We start from the raw sequence: 18,323 nt of genomic DNA, 5'->3' as shown, positions 1-18,323 counted from the left end.
CGTCGGGAACGACGATCACGGAAGGATCCCGACGATGGACGTTCCCACCGCACCGGCCGGCTACACGCGCCTGATCATGAAGAGCAGGTTCGGCGCGGGCCGCGACTTCACGGTGCTCGAGCCGGAGACGGAGGCGGAGGTCTACGTCGTCGACGGCAAGATCGGGATACGTCCCAAGGCGGACATCCTCGATGCTTCCGGCACGATCGTCGCGACCGCGCGTGGGGAGATGCTGGCCTTCCCCAAGCGCATCGAGATCTCCGACGCCGACGGCCACCCGCTCGCATATCTGCACGCGAAGCCATTCTCGTTCGTCAAGGACAAGATCGAGGTCACGCTCGAGGGCGGCAAGAGCCTGCTTATGGAGGGCAACCTCATCGAGAAGGACTACTCCCTCAAGGACGAGCACGGGCACGTGATGGTACAGATCACCCAGAAGTGGATGGCGGTCCGCGACAGGTACACGCTCGATGTCGCTGACGGCTTCGCGGTGCCGATCGCCCTCGCGCTCACGTGGTCGATCGACCGCTGGATCGAGCGGGACTGAGCACTCCCCGCAGTCCGCAGGAAGCACTGCGGAGACGACGAAGGCCCGGTCCAGATGGACCGGGCCTTCGCGCTTGGTACGCCCCCGGGGACTCGAACCCCGAACCCGCTGATTAAGAGTCAGCTGCTCTGCCAATTGAGCTAGAGGCGCTTGCGCCGAGAGACAACATTAGCAGACCCTGGACGATGCGCGAAATCGAGCACGCAAGCACGCCCTCGGACGCTCAGCGGAGCTCCTTGAGCCTCTCATACGTAGCAGCGAGCGCGATCAGCACGGCTCCCACCACGGCGAAAGACACCCACCGCGGCAGGAGCTGCTCGTCCACGAACAGCTGCGCAAGCGCCACCGCGATCGCCGTCGACGCCGCCGCGACGGCGGGCGCGAGCCACCTCAGCATCACCGTCGCGAACGCGAGTCCTGCGATCGCGAGGGTGAGCACGAGCGTGCGGATGAGCGCGCCGGGCTGGAGCGCAAGCGCGACGATACTCGGCGCGAGCACGAGGGCGAGCCCTCCCCCGATCGCGGTCACACTCGGAACCTCCGCGTCACGCCGCATCCACGCGACGCCCTCAGCCAGCGCCCACACCGCGGGAAGCACCGTGTACGCCTCGAGGATGGCGACTCCCGCGACGTGGATCAGCAGTGCGACGCCGACGCTCGCATACGCAGCGGCCGCCCACCGAGCCCACCGACCCAGGTCGCGCCGCAGGACGAGCCACGCCGCGGAGGTCACGAGCGCGGCGAGCGCAACCCCGACCATGTCGTGCTGGACTCGCACGAAGACACCGGCGAGGAGCGACGCGGCGGCGAGCCCTGACGCAGCATCGCGGCGGGCGATCAGCTCGAGCCGCAGCAGAGCCGAGAGACCCGCCCCGTACAGTCCGAGCGCGAGCGCGGGGGCGAGAGTCGACGCGTCCGCACCGACGCATGCGGCCCAGCCCGCAGCTGCGAGCGACACGACGGCCGCGTGCCCGTAGACGAACCGCGGCGCTTCCCCGCGCGCCGCTAGCAGTCCGAGGACGATGGCCGTCACGGCGAGCGCCCCCGCCTGCATCCACGCGTGCGGTCCTGCCCAGACGACCGCCGACGACGCGAGCGCGAGCTGATGCGCGGGTCGCGTGACGAGCCCGCGGCCGAGCGCCGACCCTCCAAGCGAGGCAGCAACGAGCGCCGCGACGGCTCCGACCACCCACGCCCACCCCACCGGGGGAGCTGCGAGCGATGCGATGGCCACCGCCACGGCGAGCGACACGATGCTCGCGCGGCCGCGCCGGGTGGACAGCGCAGCCGCGGCCACCGCGAGCACGAGAAGCAGCGGCGCGAACGAGGACGATGCCGCCTCGCCGACCTCCCACGCCTCACCGAGCCTGACGAACCACCGCCATGCGGCGATCGCGAACGCGGGCAAGGCGGGGAGCACCGCGACGAGAAGCCCTAGCGAGGCCCACCCTCGGACCCGCGGAGAGAGGGGAGCAAGCAGCCAGCACGCGGCCGCGACCGAGGCCGCCGCCGTAAGCGAGAAGGCGAGAGCCCCGTCCACCCGGGCTGCGACGATCGCGGGCGGCACCAGCGTCGCGATCGCGACGATCGCCGGCATGGTGATCGTTGCCCGCCAGCGCGCGCCGAGAGCGAGGACCGCGATGGCCACTGCCGCGACGGCGGTGCCAGGCCAGAGGGGCATCGCGCGTACGGCGACCTCGAACAGTGCCACGAGGGCGAGCCACGCCGTCCACGCCGTCGCGCCCGCGAATGCCGTGAGCGTCGCCCCGCGCGACTCCCACCACCGGGACGAGGAGGCGACCGCGACGGCCGCGGCGATGCCCACGAGCGAGGAGCCGAGCGCCCCTCCCCCGCCGACGCTGACGGTGAGGGTCGCCTGCACCGACGCGCCCAGCAGCGCGAGCACCCCGATCGCCTCGACCCATGTCGCGGATCCCTCAGGAAGCCCGCTCTCGCCGGGCTGTACCCGGACTCGGACCGCACCGGCGGCGACGGCCGCCGCAAGCAGAGTCGCGGCGAACGCCCCGTGGCCCCCGAGGCGTGGCATGAGCTCGTCGCCCAAGAAGGTGTCGGAGGCCTGGGCGATCGTCGCGAGTCCTGCCATCACGACGACCACGGCAGCGGGCAGAAGCCCAGGCGACGCCCAGAGGCGAATGGCGACCGGCACGCGCGCGAGGATCCACGAGGCTGCCGCTGCGGCCGCCACCATGGCTGCGGCCGCCCACAGCGATCCCTCGGCGAGCCTCAGCACCGAACCACCGGCGACGAGCGTCGGAAGCAGCACCGCGAGCCCCCCTAGGGAGCGGGGGAAACGACGCGCGAGCAACGCCGCGAGCACGACAGGCGCGAATCCGGCGACCGCCGCCCACGCGACGTGGGACGTGGGGTCGGACCACGCGAACGCACCGCCGACCGCGCTGATCCCGCCGATCACGACGGCGACGCTGAGGATCGTGAGGCGCGCTGGACCGGACGGCCAGGCGAGCGAAGACGCCGCGGCGAGATGCGCGACGACGAGCGCGGTCACCGCGAGCGCGGCGGGCTCGGGCCGCGGCCACAGGAGTGTGACAGCGCTCGGCAGGACCATGACGAACAGTGCCGCGCCGGTGAGCAGGACGCGATCCGCGAGCGCGACCGACGCATCGTCCCGATGAGTCCACAGGCGCACCACGAGTGAGGTGAGCGCGGTCGCCGCGAGCCCGACCAGCAGCCATGCGGACCCTTCTCCCGCGTCGGGGTCGGCCACGAGGGCGGGCACCCCCGCGAGCGCCGCCAGCGCCGCGAGCAGCGCGCCGAGTCCTGCGGGCCATAGCCCGCGGACCACGCGGTGGCGCTGCTGCGACCACCGGCGCCCGACCGCAAGAGCGACCGCGACGACAGCCGCGACGGGGAGCATCGCAAGGCCGGGCTCGGGCAGCACGCTTGCGGTCGCCGCGGCTGCCGCGGACGCGACCGCGACAGTGGCCGTGAGCGCGACCGGCGGCGCGATCGCCGCCAGGCCGACACCCGAGGCGACCGGAAGCCAGGCCCAGAGCACGTCGTCTGCTCCCCATCCCCAGGCGATCGCCCCCAGCGACACCAGGACCACCATGCCCGCCGCGGTGTATCTCAGCGCGGTGCTCAGCACGGCGCCGAGCCACCGTCGAGACAGCGCCGAGATCGCCACGATCGACCCGGTGCCCCACAGCGTCCACCCGGCCGTGCCGGCGTCAGCGCCGCCCGCGACCGCGGCTCCCACGCCGGCGAACCCGAGCGCCGCCGTCGAGGCGACCCCGACCCAGGCGAGGCTGCGCCTGGCCAGCACCGTGCCGGCGGCGGCCGCCGCGAGCGCAGCCGCGGACATCGTGAACGGGCCGAGCACCGTGAGAGCGCGCGCGAGGGCGACGACCGAGGTGCCGGCGAAGGCCATCGACACCACGCCGACGGCCCCGGCGGAGACCCCGAGCCCGCGGCGGGTGAGCCACACGCCGAGCCAGCCCGTCGCTGCGGAGAGCGCGACGAGCAGGAGCGCCTGCGCGGGCGGGAAGAACGTCTCCCACGTGACGGCGACGAAGACGACGGCAGAGGCGACCAGCAGCGCGGCGCCGCCCAGGCCCAGCAGCATCGGCGCCGTGAGCGACTCCCGCAGCGCGCTTCGGCGTCGCGGCTCGGGCGTCGGCGCTCCTGCCGACGGAGGCGCGCCGACGACAGTGGGGCCCGGCCGAGATCCCGCCGTGGGAACGGGCTCAGACTCCTCGCGAGCGGCCACGGGAGCCGGCGCAGAGTCAGCCCGCGTCCGGTTGAGGGCCGCGTACGCGGCCTCGCGCCTCCCGAGGGCGTCCTGCCACCGCCTTGCGAGCGCATCGTACTCGGCGCGGAAACCCGCGATCCGCGCGTCCGCCTCGACGATCTCCGCGAACGCCGAATCGGTCAGATCGGCATAGCAGCGCCGACACCGCGGAGTGATCGCAGGTGCGCACACGGCGCCGCATATCGGGCAGCGCACCTCGGGCGTCGGCTCGGTCATCGTGTCCCCCAGTTCCCTGGCGTCACAGTAGCGGCACTCGTTGACGATTCGCGCCGGCTGGGGACGACACGCGATGGCACGCCGCTCTCGCGCTTTGCGATAGGGCTCCCCGCGAGGGAACACCCCACGCCCGGGTAGCGTTGCGCACATCATGAGCGACAACCGACTGACCAAGGGCCAGGCCGCACCCGACTTCACCGCGGCGACCGACACGGGCACGTTCACGCTGTCCGACCACCGCGGCGAGCACGTCATCCTGTACTTCTACCCCGCCGCGATGACCCCCGGCTGCACCACGGAGGCCTGCGACTTCCGCGACTCCCTCGACGCTCTGAACGCCGCGGGCTACACCGTGGTCGGCATCTCGAAGGACTCGCCGGGCAAGCTTGCGGAGTTCCGCGAGAAGGAGGGCCTCACCTTCACGCTCGTGTCCGACGAGGACAAGTCCGTCCAGGAGGCGTACGCGGCCTGGGGCGAGAAGAACAACTACGGCCGCAAGGTCGTCGGCAGCATCCGCTCCACCGTGGTCGTGGACCCCGAGGGCGCCGTCGAGCTCGCGCAGTACAACGTCAAGGCCACTGGCCACGTCGCGAAGCTGCGCCGCGACCTCAAGATCGACTGACAGCCGAGCGGGCTACTGCTCCGCCGCCGCAGCCAGGACGCGCAGACTCTCCGTGTCCGGCTGCGGCCACGGCTCGCCGGGCGCCGCAAACAAGTACCCCTGCGCATAGGTGACGCCCGCCGCGATGAGGCGCTGCGCGTCGACCAGGTGCTCGACGCCCTCGGCCACCACGTTCGCGCCCGCGCGGGTCGCCATCCCGACGATCATCGACACGAGCGCCTGCCGACCCACATCCTGAGAGACGCCGTCGACGATCACGCGGTCGAGCTTGAGCGCGTGGGGCTGCAGCTTGGCGATCTGGTGGATCACCGCATAGCCGGCCCCCGCGTCGTCGATGGCGGTGCGTGCGCCGCGCGCCTTGATCTCCTCGATGGTCGTCCCGATCTCCTCCCACGACCATGAGCCGCGCTCGGTGAGCTCGACCACCACGCTCGACAGGTCCGCGTGGTCGAGGAGCGCCGCTCGCACCTCTGGGTGGGCGATCGTGTCGGGCTCGACGTTCAGGCCGAGGAGCGCCCCCTCGGGCAGGGTCGGGAGCAGGCCGAGCGCGGTGCGCAGCACGGTGGCCTGGAGGGGCGCGGCGAGGCCGTGCGAGCGCGCGCGACGGAACCACACATCGGGGCTGACACCGCCGGCGTCCTCGTGGCTGAAGCGCGCGAGCGTCTCGTACGCGACCACGTCTCCGTTCGTGAGATCCACGACGGGCTGGACGTGGACCCCCACGCCCACCCCCGCGATCGCATCGTCGAGAAGCGTGGTCCAGCGCGCGTCGTAGCCCGACGTCGTCAGCATCCTGACTCCCTTCGCGACCGTCCCTCGGCCGCTCGCCTCATGAGAGCCCCATCGGCAGCGAGGATGACGCGGAAAGCCATTCCCAGTACCCGTACTGCCCGTACACTGTCGAGGCGCGCGAGTGGCGGAATTGGCAGACGCGCTGGATTTAGGTTCCAGTGTCCTCGGACGTGGGGGTTCAAGTCCCCCCTCGCGCACTGTGGCCGGGACGATGCGGGCCCGGCAGGCGAGAGCGATGGCCGTGCCTTCACAGACGGCAGGGCTCGGAGACGACGACGCGGGGCCGATCCCGAAGGATCGACCCCGCGTGGAGTCAGTGCGAACGAGCCTCGTGTCAGGCGTTCGACTCGTGCTCGGCGATCTTCTGACGGACCTCTTCCATGTCGAGCCCCTCGACCGCGCCCACGAGCTGCTCGAGCGCGGGGCCGGGAAGCGCACCGGCCTGGTTGAAGACCATGATGCCGTCGCGGAAGGCCATCAGCGTCGGGATCGCGGTGATCCCGTACTTGATGCTCAGCTCCTGGTGGGCCTCGGTGTCCACCTTGGCGTGCACGACGTCGCCGTGCTCCTCGGAGGACTTCTCGAAGATCGGCGCGAAGCGCTTGCACGGACCGCACCAGTCGGCCCAGAAGTCGACGAGGACGATGCCGTCCTTGGAGACGGTCTCGTCGAAGGTGTCAGTGGTCAGGTTGACGGTAGCCATGTTTCCTCTCTCGGCGTTCTATATACCCTAGGGGGTATAATAACGCACTTGGTTCGGACTTCATTTCCCAATATTCAGGTTGTCACGCCCGGCGCGCATATGTGAAGGGAGACTCGCGCCGGGGTACAACTGACTCATGACGGACATGGCCGAACTGCCCCCCGAGCCGTCGGGCTGGCTCAGCGACAGAGAACTGAACCACGTCCGAGGCGAGCTCCCTTTGCTCTACGTCAACGCAGTACCCGTGCGAAACAGTCCCACGGGCGAGCTCACGCACGTGGGACTGCTCCTGCGGGCCGACGACGGAGTGATCTCCCGCGCGATCGTCGCGGGCCGCGTGATGTACCACGAGACCGTCCGCGACGCGCTGCTGCGCAACCTCGAGAAGGACCTCGGCCCGGTCGCGCTGCCCCGCCTGCCGATCAGCCCCACGCCGTTCGCGGTCGCCGAGTACTTCCCGACCCCGGGCGTCACGGCCTTCCACGACTCGCGTCAGCACGCGGTCGCGCTCGCCTTCATCGTGCCAGTGGACGGCGACTGCGAGCCGAGCCAGAACGCGCTCGACATCGCGTGGCTGACCCCGGAGGAGGCCGCCTCGGAGGAGATCACGCAGGACATGATGGGCGGCCAGGACGTGCTGCTGCGGCAGGCGCTCGCCCACTGCGGCGTGCTGCGCTGAGCCGGCGCGGCGGTCCTGCCGCACCGCCCTGCCCGCGCGGCAAGAGTGCCGCACCGCCCTATCTGCGCGGCAAGAGTGCCGCACCGCCCTATCTGCGCGGCAAGAGTGCCGCACCGCCCTATCTGCGCGGCAAGAGTGCCGCGACGTGCGGCGCGAGGGCGCGGAAGGCGCCGCCGCGGTGTGAGATCGCGTTCTTGACGTCGGGCTCGAGCTCAGCGTTGGTGACGCACTGGCCCGACGCGACGAAGATCGGGTCGTAGCCGAACCCTGCCGCGCCCGCGGGCTCGCGCGTGAGCCGGCCGCCCATGATGCCCATCTCGACGATCTCGCGGCCGTCGGGCTGGACCATGACCGCGGCGCAGACGAATGCCGCCTGGCGGTTCGCGTCGGGGATGTCCTCCATCTGCGCGAGCAGAAGCTCGAGGTTCGCGCGGTCGTCGCCGTGACGGCCGCTCCAGAGCGCGGAGAAGATCCCGGGCGCTCCGCCCATGACATCGACGCTCAGGCCCGAGTCGTCCGCGATCGCGGGCAGCCCCGTGCGCTCGGCGAGCGCGCGCGCCTTGATCAGCGCGTTCTCCTGATACGAGATCCCGCACTCGACAGGGGCGGGCGCGTCGGCGTCGGCCGCGCTGAGCAGATGTCCGCGCTCGAGGCCAGGCACGCGCTCGCGCAGGATGTCGTAGACCTCGTCGATCTTGTGGGCGTTGTGCGTCGCGAAGGCGACGATCGGGCGGACGTCCTCGGCCATCCGCTCAGTCCTCCGCAGCGAGCGCGTCGCGCTGGATCCGCGCGAGCTCGGCGTTGCCAGCGGTCGCGAGAGCCAGCAGCTCGTCGAGCTCGGCCTTGCTGAACGGCTTGCCCTCGGCGGTGCCCTGGACCTCGACGAAGCCTCCGTCACCGGTCATGACGACGTTCATGTCGGTCTCGGCGCGGACGTCCTCGACGTAGGGAAGGTCGAGCATCGGCGTGCCGTCGATGATCCCGACGGAGATCGCGGACACCGAGCCGGTGAGCGGCTTCGCGTCGAGGGCGATCGCCCGGTTGGCGCGCCCCCAGGCGATCGCGTCGGCCAAAGCGACGTACGCGCCGGTGATCGCCGCGGTGCGCGTGCCGCCGTCGGCGTCGATCACGTCGCAGTCGAGGACGATGGTGTTCTCACCGAGCTCCTTGACGTCGACGACCGCACGGAGCGAGCGACCGATCAGGCGCGAGATCTCCATGGTCCGGCCGCCGATCTTGCCGCGGACACTCTCGCGGTCGTTGCGGGTGTTGGTCGCGCGCGGAAGCATCGCGTACTCGGCGGTCACCCACCCCTCGCCCGAGCCCTTCTTCCAGCGCGGAACACCGACGGTGAACGATGCGGAGCAGAGCACCCGGGTGCCCCCGAAGGTCACCATGCAGGAGCCCTCGGCGTTCGTCTGGAAGCCTCGCTCGAGCGAGACGGGTCGGAGCTGGTCTGGGCGGCGGCCATCGGCGCGTGAGGTCATGACCCCCGAGACTACCCGCCGCGCGCGGCGGCGCGGAATGCCGCCGCCACCCGCCACGAGCTACAGATACACCCGCATGCCGGCGTGCGCAGCGCCGAGCGGCCCGGAGTACTCCGCGGCCGCCTCCGCGACGGTCTCGTACGGCTCGGTCCACGGCGGAATGTGCGTCAGCAGCAGCCGACCGACGCCCGACCGTTCGGCGACCTGGCCCGCGCGCGCCCCTGTGAGGTGCATGCCGAGCGGTCGATCCTCGCGCTCCAGGAACGACGCCTCGCACAGCAGCAGGTCAGCCCCCTCGGCGATCGCCTCGAGACCCTCGCACGCGTCCGTGTCACCCGAGTAGGCGAGGACGGCGTCGCCTCCCCGCTCGGACGGACCCTCGACGCGGATCGCGTAGGCCGGGATGGGATGCTCGACGGCGGCGCACGTGATCGTCATCGGCCCGATCCGCACCGGGACCCCGGGCTGCCACGCGATCGTCGGCAGCACCTCGGAGTGCTCGGCGACGCCGCGCATCTCGGCGATGCGGCCCGCAAGGCCGAACGGGCCGTGCACGGGTACGGAGACGGGCTCGTCGGGGCTCGCGTAGCGGAGGTAGACGTCCATCACCGCGAGGTCCGCGCAGTGGTCCGCATGGGCGTGCGAGATAGCGATCGCATCGAGCTCGCGCGGATCCAGGTAGCGCTGCAGAGAGCCGGCCGCCCCGGATCCCAGGTCGAGGACCACGTGCCACGTGCGGCCGTTCTCATCCTCGGCCTCGACGAGGTAGCAGGACGCCGCCGAGGCCGGGCCCGGAACCGAGCCCGACGCGCCGACGATCACGAGCCTCACGGCCGCGGCTCCACCGAGCCCGTCAGCGGCTCCACCGCACCGACCAGCGGCCCCAGGAAGCGCTGCGCGAGAGCCTCAAACCTGTCACGCTCCCCCGTCGCGAAGAAGCGATGCTCGGGCACCGCGTCGGGCGAGCGCTCGAGCCCGGCCTGCACCAGGCCCCGATAGACGTCGAGCGCCGTCTCGCGCGCGGAGTCGACGAGCGTCACCTCGGGTCCCATGACGTAGCCGATAGCGCCAGCGAGCATCGGATAGTGCGTGCAGCCGAGGATCACGGTGTCGACCTGCGCCTCCTTGAGGGGCGCGAGGTACTCCTCCGCCACCTCGATGACCTCGGGACCGGACGTGATGCCAGCCTCCACGAGCTCGACGAACCGGGGGCAGGCCTGGCTCGTCACCTTGATCGAGGGGGCCGCGGCGAGCGCGTCGGAGTAGGCCCCCGACGTCACGGTCGCCACGGTGCCGACGACGCCGACGCGCCCCTCCTTGGTCAGGGCGGCGGCGCGCCTGGCTGCGGGGATGATCACCTCGACGACGGGGACGCCGCGCTCGCGCGAGAACCTCTCGCGGGCGTCGCGCAGAACCGCCGCGGACGCGGTGTTGCAGGCGATCACGAGCATCTTCACGCCGTCCTCGACAAGCGTGTCCATGATGTCGAGCGCGTGCTGACGCACCTCGTGGATCGGCAGCGGACCGTAGGGCCCGAACTCGGTGTCTCCGACGTAGTGGATCGACTCATGGGGAAGCATGTCCATGATCGCGCGCGCCACGGTGAGCCCGCCGACGCCCGAGTCGAACACCCCGATGGGCGCGTCAGACATCGCCTTCCTCCCCGTCAGCGAGGCACGCCACGAGCGTCTCCTGAAGCCAGCTGAGCGCCTGATAGAGCATGCCGAGCCAGACCCTCTCGTGATCGACGGGGGCCTCCTCGTCCTCGTCGAGGGCGCGCACGCCGGCGTCGATCTCCGCGTGGAGCAGGTCCACATCCGCGTCGGAGTCGAGCCCGAGGCGCGTCGCGAGCACGAGACGCACGTCGGTGAGGGCCGCGGCGGTGGGGCCCGCCTCCTCGAGTGTCAGCGACCACTCGGGCTCGTCCTCGGAGAGCTGCTCCCACATGGTGCGAAGGCGCTCGATCTTGAGAGAGCGCAGGTCTCCCTCGGTGAGGCGTCGGAACTCGTCGGAGATCTCGGGAGAGTCGGGCGCGGCATTCGGCAGCAGCCTCAGCACCGCGGGGTCGGTCGGAGCCGAGGCGGATCCGTCGAGGCCCCTGAGTCCCTCGAAGAGCTCGCGCTCCGCATCGGCCTCGGGTGCCTCGTCGTCCTCGTCCTCCGCACCGAAGCGGACCTCGCCGAGGAGCAGGCCGACGTCGGCCACGATCCGCGCGATGACGGTCCGCTCCTCCTCGTCCATGAGCGCGACGACGCGGTCGCCGTCGTGCTCGAAGCCCCTCACTCGCCGCTCCGCTGCAGCGTCGCCCAGAGTCCGTACGAGTGCATCGCCTGCACGTCGACCTCCATCCGCTCGCGGCTGCCCGAGCTGACGACCGAGCGCCCGCGCTCGTGGACCTCGCGCATCCGCTGCTCCGCGACGGCGCGCGTGAAGCCGAAGTAGGTCTGGAAGACGTAGGTCACGTACGACATGAGATTGACCGGATCGTTCCAGACGATCGTCACCCAAGCATCGTCCGGCCTGGTCGCCACGTTTCCCTCAGGCGAGAGATCCTCCTGGAATTCCACGTGCCCAGCCTACGGGGATCACCCGAAAACGGACATGAGGCGCGCGTCAGGAGTCGTCGCCGTCCTCGGGTCCGAAGCGACCCTCGATGATCTCCTTGCACGCCGGGCACACCGGGAAGCGGTTGGGGTCACGGCCGGGCACCCACACCTTGCCGCACAGCGCGATCACCGGCTCGCCGCTCATGGCGGACTCGAGGATCTTCTCCTTGCGCACGTAGTGCGCGAAGCGCTCGGCGTCGCCGGGCTCGATGAGCTCCTGCGTGTCGGTGCGCTCGATCGTCGCGGTGCCGCCCTGCGGCTGCTCGACGGGGATGTTCGGCTCGCTCATGCGTTCCATGGTAGTCGCCGTCGCGCTCCACGCCCCCGTATCCCCAGCGCTCGCGCGCCGACAACGATGCCCACAAGGCGTCGCGCGGGCGACAGCGCTCACGTGCCTGCATTCATACGACGGCGCCGAGCAGCCGCCCGGAGCGCGCGTCGTACAGATCGCCCGAGAACCGCGTGCCGAGCGCGATGCCGGCGATGCCGAGGCCGAGGCCGAAGACCGTCGCGACCCACGCCCAGCCCGGATGGACGAGGTACGCGAGCGCGAACGGCACCATCACGAGGGGTGCGGTCACGAGCGAGGCGAGCGAGGACACCACCTGTGCCGCAAGACCCGCGCCGACGGACCCCACCTCCGCGCCGAACGGGTTCGAGCCCGGCTGCGGGGCCCGGTACGGCATCCACACCGACAGCACGGCGGACACCCCCATGGTCGTGCCGAGCACCCCGAGCGAGGCCGCGCAGAGCGCCAGGGCGAGGTCCCAGCGGTCGGCCACCTGAGCCGCCGCGAGCGACGTGATCACGACGACGGGAGCGGCCCACGCGAGCAGGCCCTCGACCCTCCCCCGCATGATCGCTCGACCGATCCTGCCGGAGACGACGTCGAGCCACAGCGCCGTCGAGTCGTAGGCGACATCGTTGTGGCGACCCCACGCGATCGAGGTCGCGACCGTCGCGGGCATGAGGAACGCGACCCAGCCGGGGGCCCCGAGCGCGGGCAGCAGGATCCCGAACAGCAGCACGGGCCCCACGAGCGCGCCGACGGCCGCCGCGAGGTAGCGCGGGTCGCTCGACCACGAGCGGAGCATCCTGCTCCTCACCGCCCGCACCTGGGGGCTCGGCAGCGCACGGATCAGGAGGCGCGCGACCGCCCCACCAGGAGCGTCGGTCGCGGCCTCGATCCGCCCCCGCAGGGCCGCCGCGACGTCGGCGTGCGCGAGAATGCGGTCGTCCCGGCGCGAGACCCCCGCGGATCTGGCGGGTGGCGTCACGAGCACGCGGGCGACGCTGTCCCTCCACACCAGCGCGAGCAGCACGCACCACGCCGCCACGAGGCCCAGGCGCCAGGCCACGGGCAGCCAGTCCCCGCGGCTCGCGAACTCGGGAGCCGCGAGGCCCGCGGCGATCGGCGTCGTGCCCAGCGCCGCGATGATCGTCGGCACGTCGTCCTCGAGCACGCTCTCGAGGCCCTTGCTCAGCAGCGCGCGCCCCGCGACCGCCACGACCGCGATGCCAGCCACGGAGGCCGCCGCAGCGGCGATGCGCGACCGGCGACCGGCGAGGGCACGGCCCGCCCACGCGACGGCGACCCTCCCCGACAGCACCATCACGGCGGCGGTGAGCGCCGCTCCGACGAGCGCGACGGCCAGGGTCGCCCCGTCGTCCCTCCACGAGAAGACGAGCAGCAGCATCGCCAGCAGGGTGAACAGCGCGGGCACGGTGAGGAACGCGGCGATCGCGAGCCCCGGCATGATCCTGCGCACCGGGACGCCGAGCGAGGCGAAACGCGAGGGGTCGAGCGTGTCGTCGAGGCCGGTGACCAGGAGCGGCACCGTGACCCAGCCGAGCATCAGCACCGAGCCGGCGACGATCAGCGCGTCCGCGCGAAGATCGACGGGCTGGAACCACAGGATGTGCTCGGCCCAGACCAGGCTCGGCACGAGCGAGATCGACCACACGCCACCGGCGACGACCACGAGCATGCGCCACCAGTCGCGCCGCAGGGAGTGGAGCGTCGTGCGCCAGCGCAGGCTCAGGATCGCCGCAACCACGACAGGTCCCTCTGGTCCTCGACATCGCCGACGAGCTCCACGAAGCGGTCCTCGAGGTCGCGGCCCGCGCGCACGTCCTCGAGCGTGCCCTCCGCGAGCACGCGACCCGAGCCGACGATCGCCACGCGATCGCACAGCCGCTCGACGAGCGCCATGACATGCGAGGACATGATGACGGTGCCCCCGTCGTCGACGAAGGTGAGCAGGATGCGCCGGATCGCGCCGGCGCTCACGGGGTCGACGGCCTCGAACGGCTCGTCGAGCACGAGCACCCGGGGCGCGTGGACGAGCGCGCACGCGAGCGCGACCTTCTTCTTCATGCCGGCCGAGTAGTCCGTCACGAGGGTGCGGCCGGCGGATTCGAGATCGAGCGCCGCGAGGAGGTCGTCGCGGCGGCGCCGCGCCTCCTCGGCCGGAAGCCCTCGCAGGAGACCCGCGTAGGAGATCAGCTCGGCGCCGGTGAGCCTGTCGAAGGTGTGCAGGCCGTCAGGGAGGACTCCGAGCAACGGCTTCGCGTCGTCGGGCCGGCGCCACAGATCGATCCCATGCACATGGACGATGCCCTCGTCCGGGGTGAGCAGGCCCGTCGCCATGGACAGGGTCGTCGTCTTGCCCGCGCCGTTCGGGCCGACCATCCCGTAGAACGAGCCCTGGGGGATCTCGAGATCGATCCCGGCTACTGCCACGGTCGCGCCGAAGGTCTTCTTCAGTCCGGTGAGGACGAGGGCTGGTTCCACGCGGACAGGTTAGCCCTGGTGCTTCGCGGGAGACAGGCCTTCGTGGGGTACCCCACTCGCCCGCTCACGCGGTCACGAGCAGGAACCCTGTGTACGACAGCCACAGAACGAACAGGACGCCGCCCTCGGAGCGGGAGATGCTGCCGCGGTGCCACGGCCACAGCGCGAAGACGACGAGCAGGATCGTGAGGGACAGGACGAACGGCAGGTCGCGCGTGAGGATCGCAGGGTCCACGGTCGCGGGCGCGACCAGGCCTGCGACGGCGAGCACGCCGAGGGTGTTGAAAAGGTTGGATCCGATGACGTTGCCGAGCGCGAGGTCGTTCTCGCCGCGTCGGACAGCCGCGAGCGCGGAGGCGAGCTCGGGAGCCGACGTCCCGATCGCGACGACCGTGAGACCGATGACGAGATCCGACCAGCCGAGTCGCTCGGCGATGTCGACGGCGCCCCACACGAGCACCCGGGAGGACAGCACGAGCAGCACGAGTCCGGCCAGGAGCGACAGCCACGCGCGCGACCTCGTCATCGTGGCCGACTCCTCGACCTCGCGGGCGAGCTCGTCGGACGGGTTGCGTCGGCCGACGACGATCGCCCAGGTGATCTGCGCAAGGAGCACGCCGCCGAGCACCGCAGCGTCGAGCCTGGACAGGGTGCCGTCCGCGAGCAACAGCCATGCGATCAGCGTGACGACGATGAGGACAGGCAGCTCGCGGCGGAGCACTCCACGGTGCACCATGATCGGCAGCACCATCGCCGTGATGCCCAGGATGAGTCCGATGTTGGCCACGTTCGAGCCGAACGCATTGCCGATCGCGAGCTCGGGATTGCCGCCGGCCGCCGCGAAGGCCGAGACGACGAGCTCGGGGGCCGAGGTGCCGAAGCCGATGACGAGCATGCCAACGAGCAGAGGCGCCATGCCCGCGTAGCGCGCGACCGCCGATGCTCCGGCGACGAAGTGATCGGCGCTCCACGCGAGCGCCGCGAGGCCCACCACGGTGGCGGCGATGGCGATGAGCATGCCGCGAGCCTATCGCCGCGCTTGCGAGGGCCGCGATGTCCCCGCCCGGAATGCTCACCTCAGCCCTGCGCGAGCCGAAAGGTGAACGGGAGGGACATTTCGATATGACGACAGAACCGACGATCGAGCCGCTGATCGAGCTCTGCCTGCTCGTGCCCGCGGACACCCCTTGCTCCGAGGTCGCCACCCACATCTTCAGCCGCGGCAGCCGTCACAACCTGCTCGTGCAGCGTGCGACCGGCGAGATCGGCGTCATCAGCCGCGAGCGCTTCCTGAACACCATGGCGGGCTCCGCAGGCACCGCGCGCGCGGTCGTCGCGAGCCAGGGCATCGGCGAGCTGGCCTCGTGGGGCCTGCCGCTGCTGAGCCCCAAGACGCCCCTGGCCTCGGCCGCGGCGCACATGATGGGCGCCGACAGCGCCGATGACTTCCACGACCTCCCCGTGGCGGACGGAGAGGGCAAGGCGTTCGCGGTCGTCAGGCCCGTGCGCGTGATGCGTGCCCTTGCGGACCACGCGGGTCGCAGCGCCGAGACGGACGGCATGACGGGCCTCGCCACGCGCGAACGGCTCATGACAGTCCTCGAGGACACGATGGCCTCGCTCGACGGCGGCGACGCACGCGTCATCGTCGCCTACCTCACGCTCGATCGCCTCAAGGTCACGAACGACACCCTCGGCCACAAGCAGGGCGATGCGCTGCTGCGCTCCGCCGCGCGTCGCATGCTGATCGCCGCGGCGGGCGCTGACGTCGTCGGACGGATCGGCGGCGACGAGTTCGCCGTGGTCAGCCGACTGAGGCTCCCCGCGACGGTCACCGCAGAGGACGCGGCGCTCGCCTTCGGCGAGAGGCTGCGGCTCGCCCTCTCGCAGCGGGACCCGGCGCTCCCGGACAATGCTCAGGCGGACGCCAGCATCGGCGTCGTCGTCGCCGACAACGCGGACGCGGACACCGAGGAGCTCCTCCAGCTGGCCGACGCCGCGATGTACTCCGCGAAGCTGTCCGGCGGCAACAAGGTGCAGTTCGGACGTCGCACGGCTCAGGGCGTGGACCAGATCCTCACCGAGGCCCTCCATCTCATGTATCAGCCGATCATCGACACGGTGACGGGCCGGCCCACGGCCGTCGAGGCGCTGCTGCGCATCCATGGCGGCGTCGACGACGAGCGCTTCCCCGCGGACATCAAGATGCGGGCGGCTCGGCTCGGCGCGACGCTCGAGCTCGACCGCTGGGTGCTGGGGCGGGCCTGCAAGGCCCTGCGCCACTGGGAGGCCGATGGCTTCAAGCCCGCCGCGGACATCAGCATGCACGTCAACCTCTCCGCAGAGTCGCTCGTGGTCCCGGGGCTGGCCGACACGCTCCTGTCCACGATCAAGGGCGCGGGCATCGCGACCCACCGGATCGTCCTCGAGCTGTCGGAGCTGTCGCGGCTCGGCGACCTCACCGCCGCCAGGACCGAGCTCGCCGCCCTGGACGCCGCGGGAGTGCGGCTCGCCCTCGACGACGTCGGCGTCTCCCTCGACACCCTGCGCTTCCTCCAGCAGCCGCTGCCGTTCAGCGTCATCAAGGTGGACCGCACGATCGTCCACGGCGCGGGCCGCGGCAGCGCCGTCGACGCCGAGGTGCTCTCCGTGATCTCGCGCATCGCGGGCGAGCTGGACGTCGCGGTGATCGCCGAGGGCATCGAGACGAACCTCGAGTACGACGCGGTGAGGGAGGCCGGCATCGGCCTCCAGCAGGGCTTCCTGCACTACCGGCCGATGTCGGAGCCGCTGCTGCGCGCGCGCATCGCGGCCGCGACGGCTCCCCCGCTGCGCGTGCGTTCGTACTGACTCCTGCACGGCGAGCGGACGGCCCGAGAATGAACTCCGCGTGTCCGACATCACAGGCCCGTGACACCTAACCTACGGTGACGTAGGGTGGCCGCATCCGCACGGCGGGCGCCCCGCGCCCGGTCCTCGGCTGGGAAGTCGACGTCCCCCTCGTCATCTGGAGATCCCGTGGCCGCTTCGCTGCCGAAGCCCCCCGTCAATCACGTCACGCGCTCGTTCACCGAGCTCGCCTCCACCGTCAGAGAGACCGGCCTCCTGCGCCGGGCACCTGTCTTCTACGCCGTCTACGGGCTCGCGCTGACGCTCGCCCTGGGAGGCGTCGTCACCGGCTTCGTGATCCTCGGCGACTCGTGGTTCCAGCTGCTCATCGCGGCGGGCCTCGGCCTCGTCCTGACCCAGGTCGCATTCCTCGGCCATGAGGCCTCCCATCGTGCCGTGCTGCGCACCGGTCCTGCGAACGACCGGCTCGGGCGAGTGCTCAGCACCGTCGTGGTCGGCATCAGCCACCAGTGGTGGATGACCAAGCACACCCGCCACCATGCGAACCCGAACAAGCGCGGCGCCGACCCCGACATCGAGAAGGACACCATCTCGTTCGTCGAGGAGGACGCCGCTGAGTCCCGCGGGCTCATCCGCTGGATCACGCGGCGCCAGGGCTGGCTGTTCTTCCCTCTGCTCACGCTCGAGGGGCTCAACCTCCACTACCGGTCGATCGCGTCGCTGATCACGCACGGGTCCCCCCGTCAGCGCTGGACCGAGCTGCCGTCGATCGCCCTGCACTTCGGCCTCTACCTGGTGCCCGTCTTCTGGTTCCTGCCGCTCGGCATGGCCTTCGCGTTCGTCGGCGTGCAGATGGCCGTGTTCGGCGTCTACATGGGCGCCTCCTTCGCCCCGAACCACAAGGGCATGGCACTCGTCCCCGCCGACGCACGCCTCGACTTCCTGTCCAAGCAGGTGCTCACGAGCCGCAACATCCGCGGTGGCTGGGCCATGAACATCCTCATGGGCGGGCTCAACTATCAGATCGAGCACCACCTGTTCCCGAACATGGCGCGCCCGCACCTCGCGCACGCCCGTGAGATCGTGCGCGAGCACTGCGCCTCGCTCGACATGCCCTACACGGAGACGAGCCTCGTCGAGTCGTACGGCATCGTGATCGCGTACCTCAACCGCGTCGGCCTCGCGGCCCGCGATCCTTTCGACTGCCCCGAGCGCGTCGCGATGGGGCGCTGACACC

Annotated in this window: 18 protein-coding genes and 2 tRNA genes; 6 read left to right on the top strand and 14 right to left on the bottom strand. The window is 71.3% G+C overall.

Features of this window, described 5'->3' with window-relative positions:
• Nucleotides 1-34: 34 nt before the first annotated feature.
• The gene (locus B7K23_RS08220) at nt 35-547 is read left to right on the top strand and encodes an LURP-one-related/scramblase family protein (protein ID WP_084125854.1); all 513 of its coding nucleotides are present in this window, start codon (nt 35-37) and stop codon (nt 545-547) included.
• Nucleotides 548-621: 74 nt separating this feature from the next.
• Here B7K23_RS08220 and B7K23_RS08215 read toward each other — a convergent pair.
• Together B7K23_RS08215 and B7K23_RS08210 are read right to left on the bottom strand one after the other, a co-directional pair.
• Nucleotides 622-697: transfer RNA gene (locus tag B7K23_RS08215), tRNA-Lys, on the bottom strand.
• 73 nt (nt 698-770) lie between these two features.
• A complete protein-coding gene (locus B7K23_RS08210; RefSeq protein WP_084125853.1) occupies nt 771-4,553 on the bottom strand; it encodes an SCO7613 C-terminal domain-containing membrane protein in 3,783 nt (1,260 codons plus the stop codon).
• A gap of 151 nt (nt 4,554-4,704) precedes the next feature.
• Here B7K23_RS08210 and B7K23_RS08205 point away from each other — a divergent pair, with 151 nt between their 5' ends.
• Nucleotides 4,705-5,175 (top strand): peroxiredoxin, encoded by a 471-nt coding sequence (locus B7K23_RS08205; protein ID WP_084125852.1) that lies wholly within the window; start codon nt 4,705-4,707, stop codon nt 5,173-5,175.
• A gap of 12 nt (nt 5,176-5,187) precedes the next feature.
• Here the strand turns inward: B7K23_RS08205 and B7K23_RS08200 are convergent, their stop codons facing one another.
• Nucleotides 5,188-5,967, bottom strand: coding sequence for an EAL domain-containing protein (locus B7K23_RS08200; protein WP_084125851.1), 780 nt, complete (start codon nt 5,965-5,967; stop codon nt 5,188-5,190).
• A gap of 115 nt (nt 5,968-6,082) precedes the next feature.
• On the opposite strand from B7K23_RS08200, the gene B7K23_RS08195 reads away from it, so the two are divergent.
• Nucleotides 6,083-6,164: transfer RNA gene (locus B7K23_RS08195), tRNA-Leu, on the top strand.
• Between the two features lie 137 nt (nt 6,165-6,301).
• Here the strand turns inward: B7K23_RS08195 and trxA are convergent.
• The gene (trxA, locus tag B7K23_RS08190; RefSeq protein ID WP_084125850.1) at nt 6,302-6,670 is read right to left on the bottom strand and encodes a thioredoxin; all 369 of its coding nucleotides are present in this window, start codon (nt 6,668-6,670) and stop codon (nt 6,302-6,304) included.
• Between the two features lie 136 nt (nt 6,671-6,806).
• On the opposite strand from trxA, the gene B7K23_RS08185 reads away from it, so the two are divergent.
• Nucleotides 6,807-7,349 carry an NUDIX hydrolase family protein gene (locus B7K23_RS08185; RefSeq protein ID WP_084125849.1) on the top strand — a complete coding sequence of 181 codons (543 nt, stop codon included), beginning with the start codon at nt 6,807-6,809 and terminating at the stop codon, nt 7,347-7,349.
• A 118-nt stretch (nt 7,350-7,467) separates the two neighbouring features.
• Here B7K23_RS08185 and rdgB read toward each other — a convergent pair whose 3' ends face one another.
• From rdgB to B7K23_RS08135, 10 genes are all read right to left on the bottom strand, one after another.
• Nucleotides 7,468-8,097, bottom strand: a complete 630-nt coding sequence (gene rdgB, locus B7K23_RS08180; protein WP_084125848.1) for an RdgB/HAM1 family non-canonical purine NTP pyrophosphatase — start codon at nt 8,095-8,097, stop codon at nt 7,468-7,470.
• 4 nt (nt 8,098-8,101) lie between these two features.
• On the bottom strand, nt 8,102-8,836 hold the full coding sequence (gene rph, locus B7K23_RS08175) for a ribonuclease PH (protein WP_084125847.1): 735 nt from the start codon (nt 8,834-8,836) through the stop codon (nt 8,102-8,104).
• A gap of 60 nt (nt 8,837-8,896) precedes the next feature.
• Complete coding sequence (locus B7K23_RS08170; RefSeq protein WP_084125846.1) at nt 8,897-9,667, bottom strand: MBL fold metallo-hydrolase; 771 nt, start codon at nt 9,665-9,667, stop codon at nt 8,897-8,899.
• Entirely contained in the window at nt 9,664-10,488 is an 825-nt protein-coding gene (gene murI, locus B7K23_RS08165; RefSeq protein ID WP_084125845.1) for a glutamate racemase, read from the bottom strand. Before murI ends, B7K23_RS08170 begins: the two co-directional genes overlap by 4 nt.
• Nucleotides 10,481-11,119, bottom strand: a complete 639-nt coding sequence (locus B7K23_RS08160; RefSeq protein ID WP_084125844.1) for a DUF2017 family protein — start codon at nt 11,117-11,119, stop codon at nt 10,481-10,483. Before B7K23_RS08160 ends, murI begins: the two co-directional genes overlap by 8 nt.
• A complete protein-coding gene (clpS, locus tag B7K23_RS08155) occupies nt 11,116-11,403 on the bottom strand; it encodes an ATP-dependent Clp protease adapter ClpS (protein WP_084125843.1) in 288 nt (95 codons plus the stop codon). Before clpS ends, B7K23_RS08160 begins: the two co-directional genes overlap by 4 nt.
• Before the next feature lie 46 nt (nt 11,404-11,449).
• Nucleotides 11,450-11,731, bottom strand: a complete 282-nt coding sequence (locus B7K23_RS08150; RefSeq protein WP_084125842.1) for a DUF3039 domain-containing protein — start codon at nt 11,729-11,731, stop codon at nt 11,450-11,452.
• A gap of 112 nt (nt 11,732-11,843) precedes the next feature.
• Nucleotides 11,844-13,499 (bottom strand): hypothetical protein, encoded by a 1,656-nt coding sequence (locus B7K23_RS08145; RefSeq protein WP_084125841.1) that lies wholly within the window; start codon nt 13,497-13,499, stop codon nt 11,844-11,846.
• Entirely contained in the window at nt 13,481-14,236 is a 756-nt protein-coding gene (locus tag B7K23_RS08140) for an ABC transporter ATP-binding protein (RefSeq protein ID WP_084125840.1), read from the bottom strand. Before B7K23_RS08140 ends, B7K23_RS08145 begins: the two co-directional genes overlap by 19 nt.
• Before the next feature lie 64 nt (nt 14,237-14,300).
• Complete coding sequence (locus B7K23_RS08135; RefSeq protein ID WP_084125839.1) at nt 14,301-15,254, bottom strand: calcium/sodium antiporter; 954 nt, start codon at nt 15,252-15,254, stop codon at nt 14,301-14,303.
• A 104-nt stretch (nt 15,255-15,358) separates the two neighbouring features.
• Between B7K23_RS08135 and B7K23_RS08130 the strand changes: the two genes are divergently transcribed.
• Nucleotides 15,359-17,086, top strand: coding sequence for an EAL domain-containing protein (locus B7K23_RS08130; RefSeq protein ID WP_159451361.1), 1,728 nt, complete (start codon nt 15,359-15,361; stop codon nt 17,084-17,086).
• A gap of 168 nt (nt 17,087-17,254) precedes the next feature.
• Nucleotides 17,255-18,319 (top strand): acyl-CoA desaturase, encoded by a 1,065-nt coding sequence (locus B7K23_RS08125; RefSeq protein WP_200809782.1) that lies wholly within the window; start codon nt 17,255-17,257, stop codon nt 18,317-18,319.
• The last annotated feature ends 4 nt before the right edge of the window (nt 18,320-18,323 follow it).

The organism is Demequina sp. NBRC 110054 (genome assembly GCF_002090115.1).
GTDB lineage: Bacteria > Actinomycetota > Actinomycetes > Actinomycetales > Demequinaceae > Demequina.
Note: the sequence above shows the minus strand (reverse complement) of the source record. Positions and strands in the feature narration are given on the sequence as shown.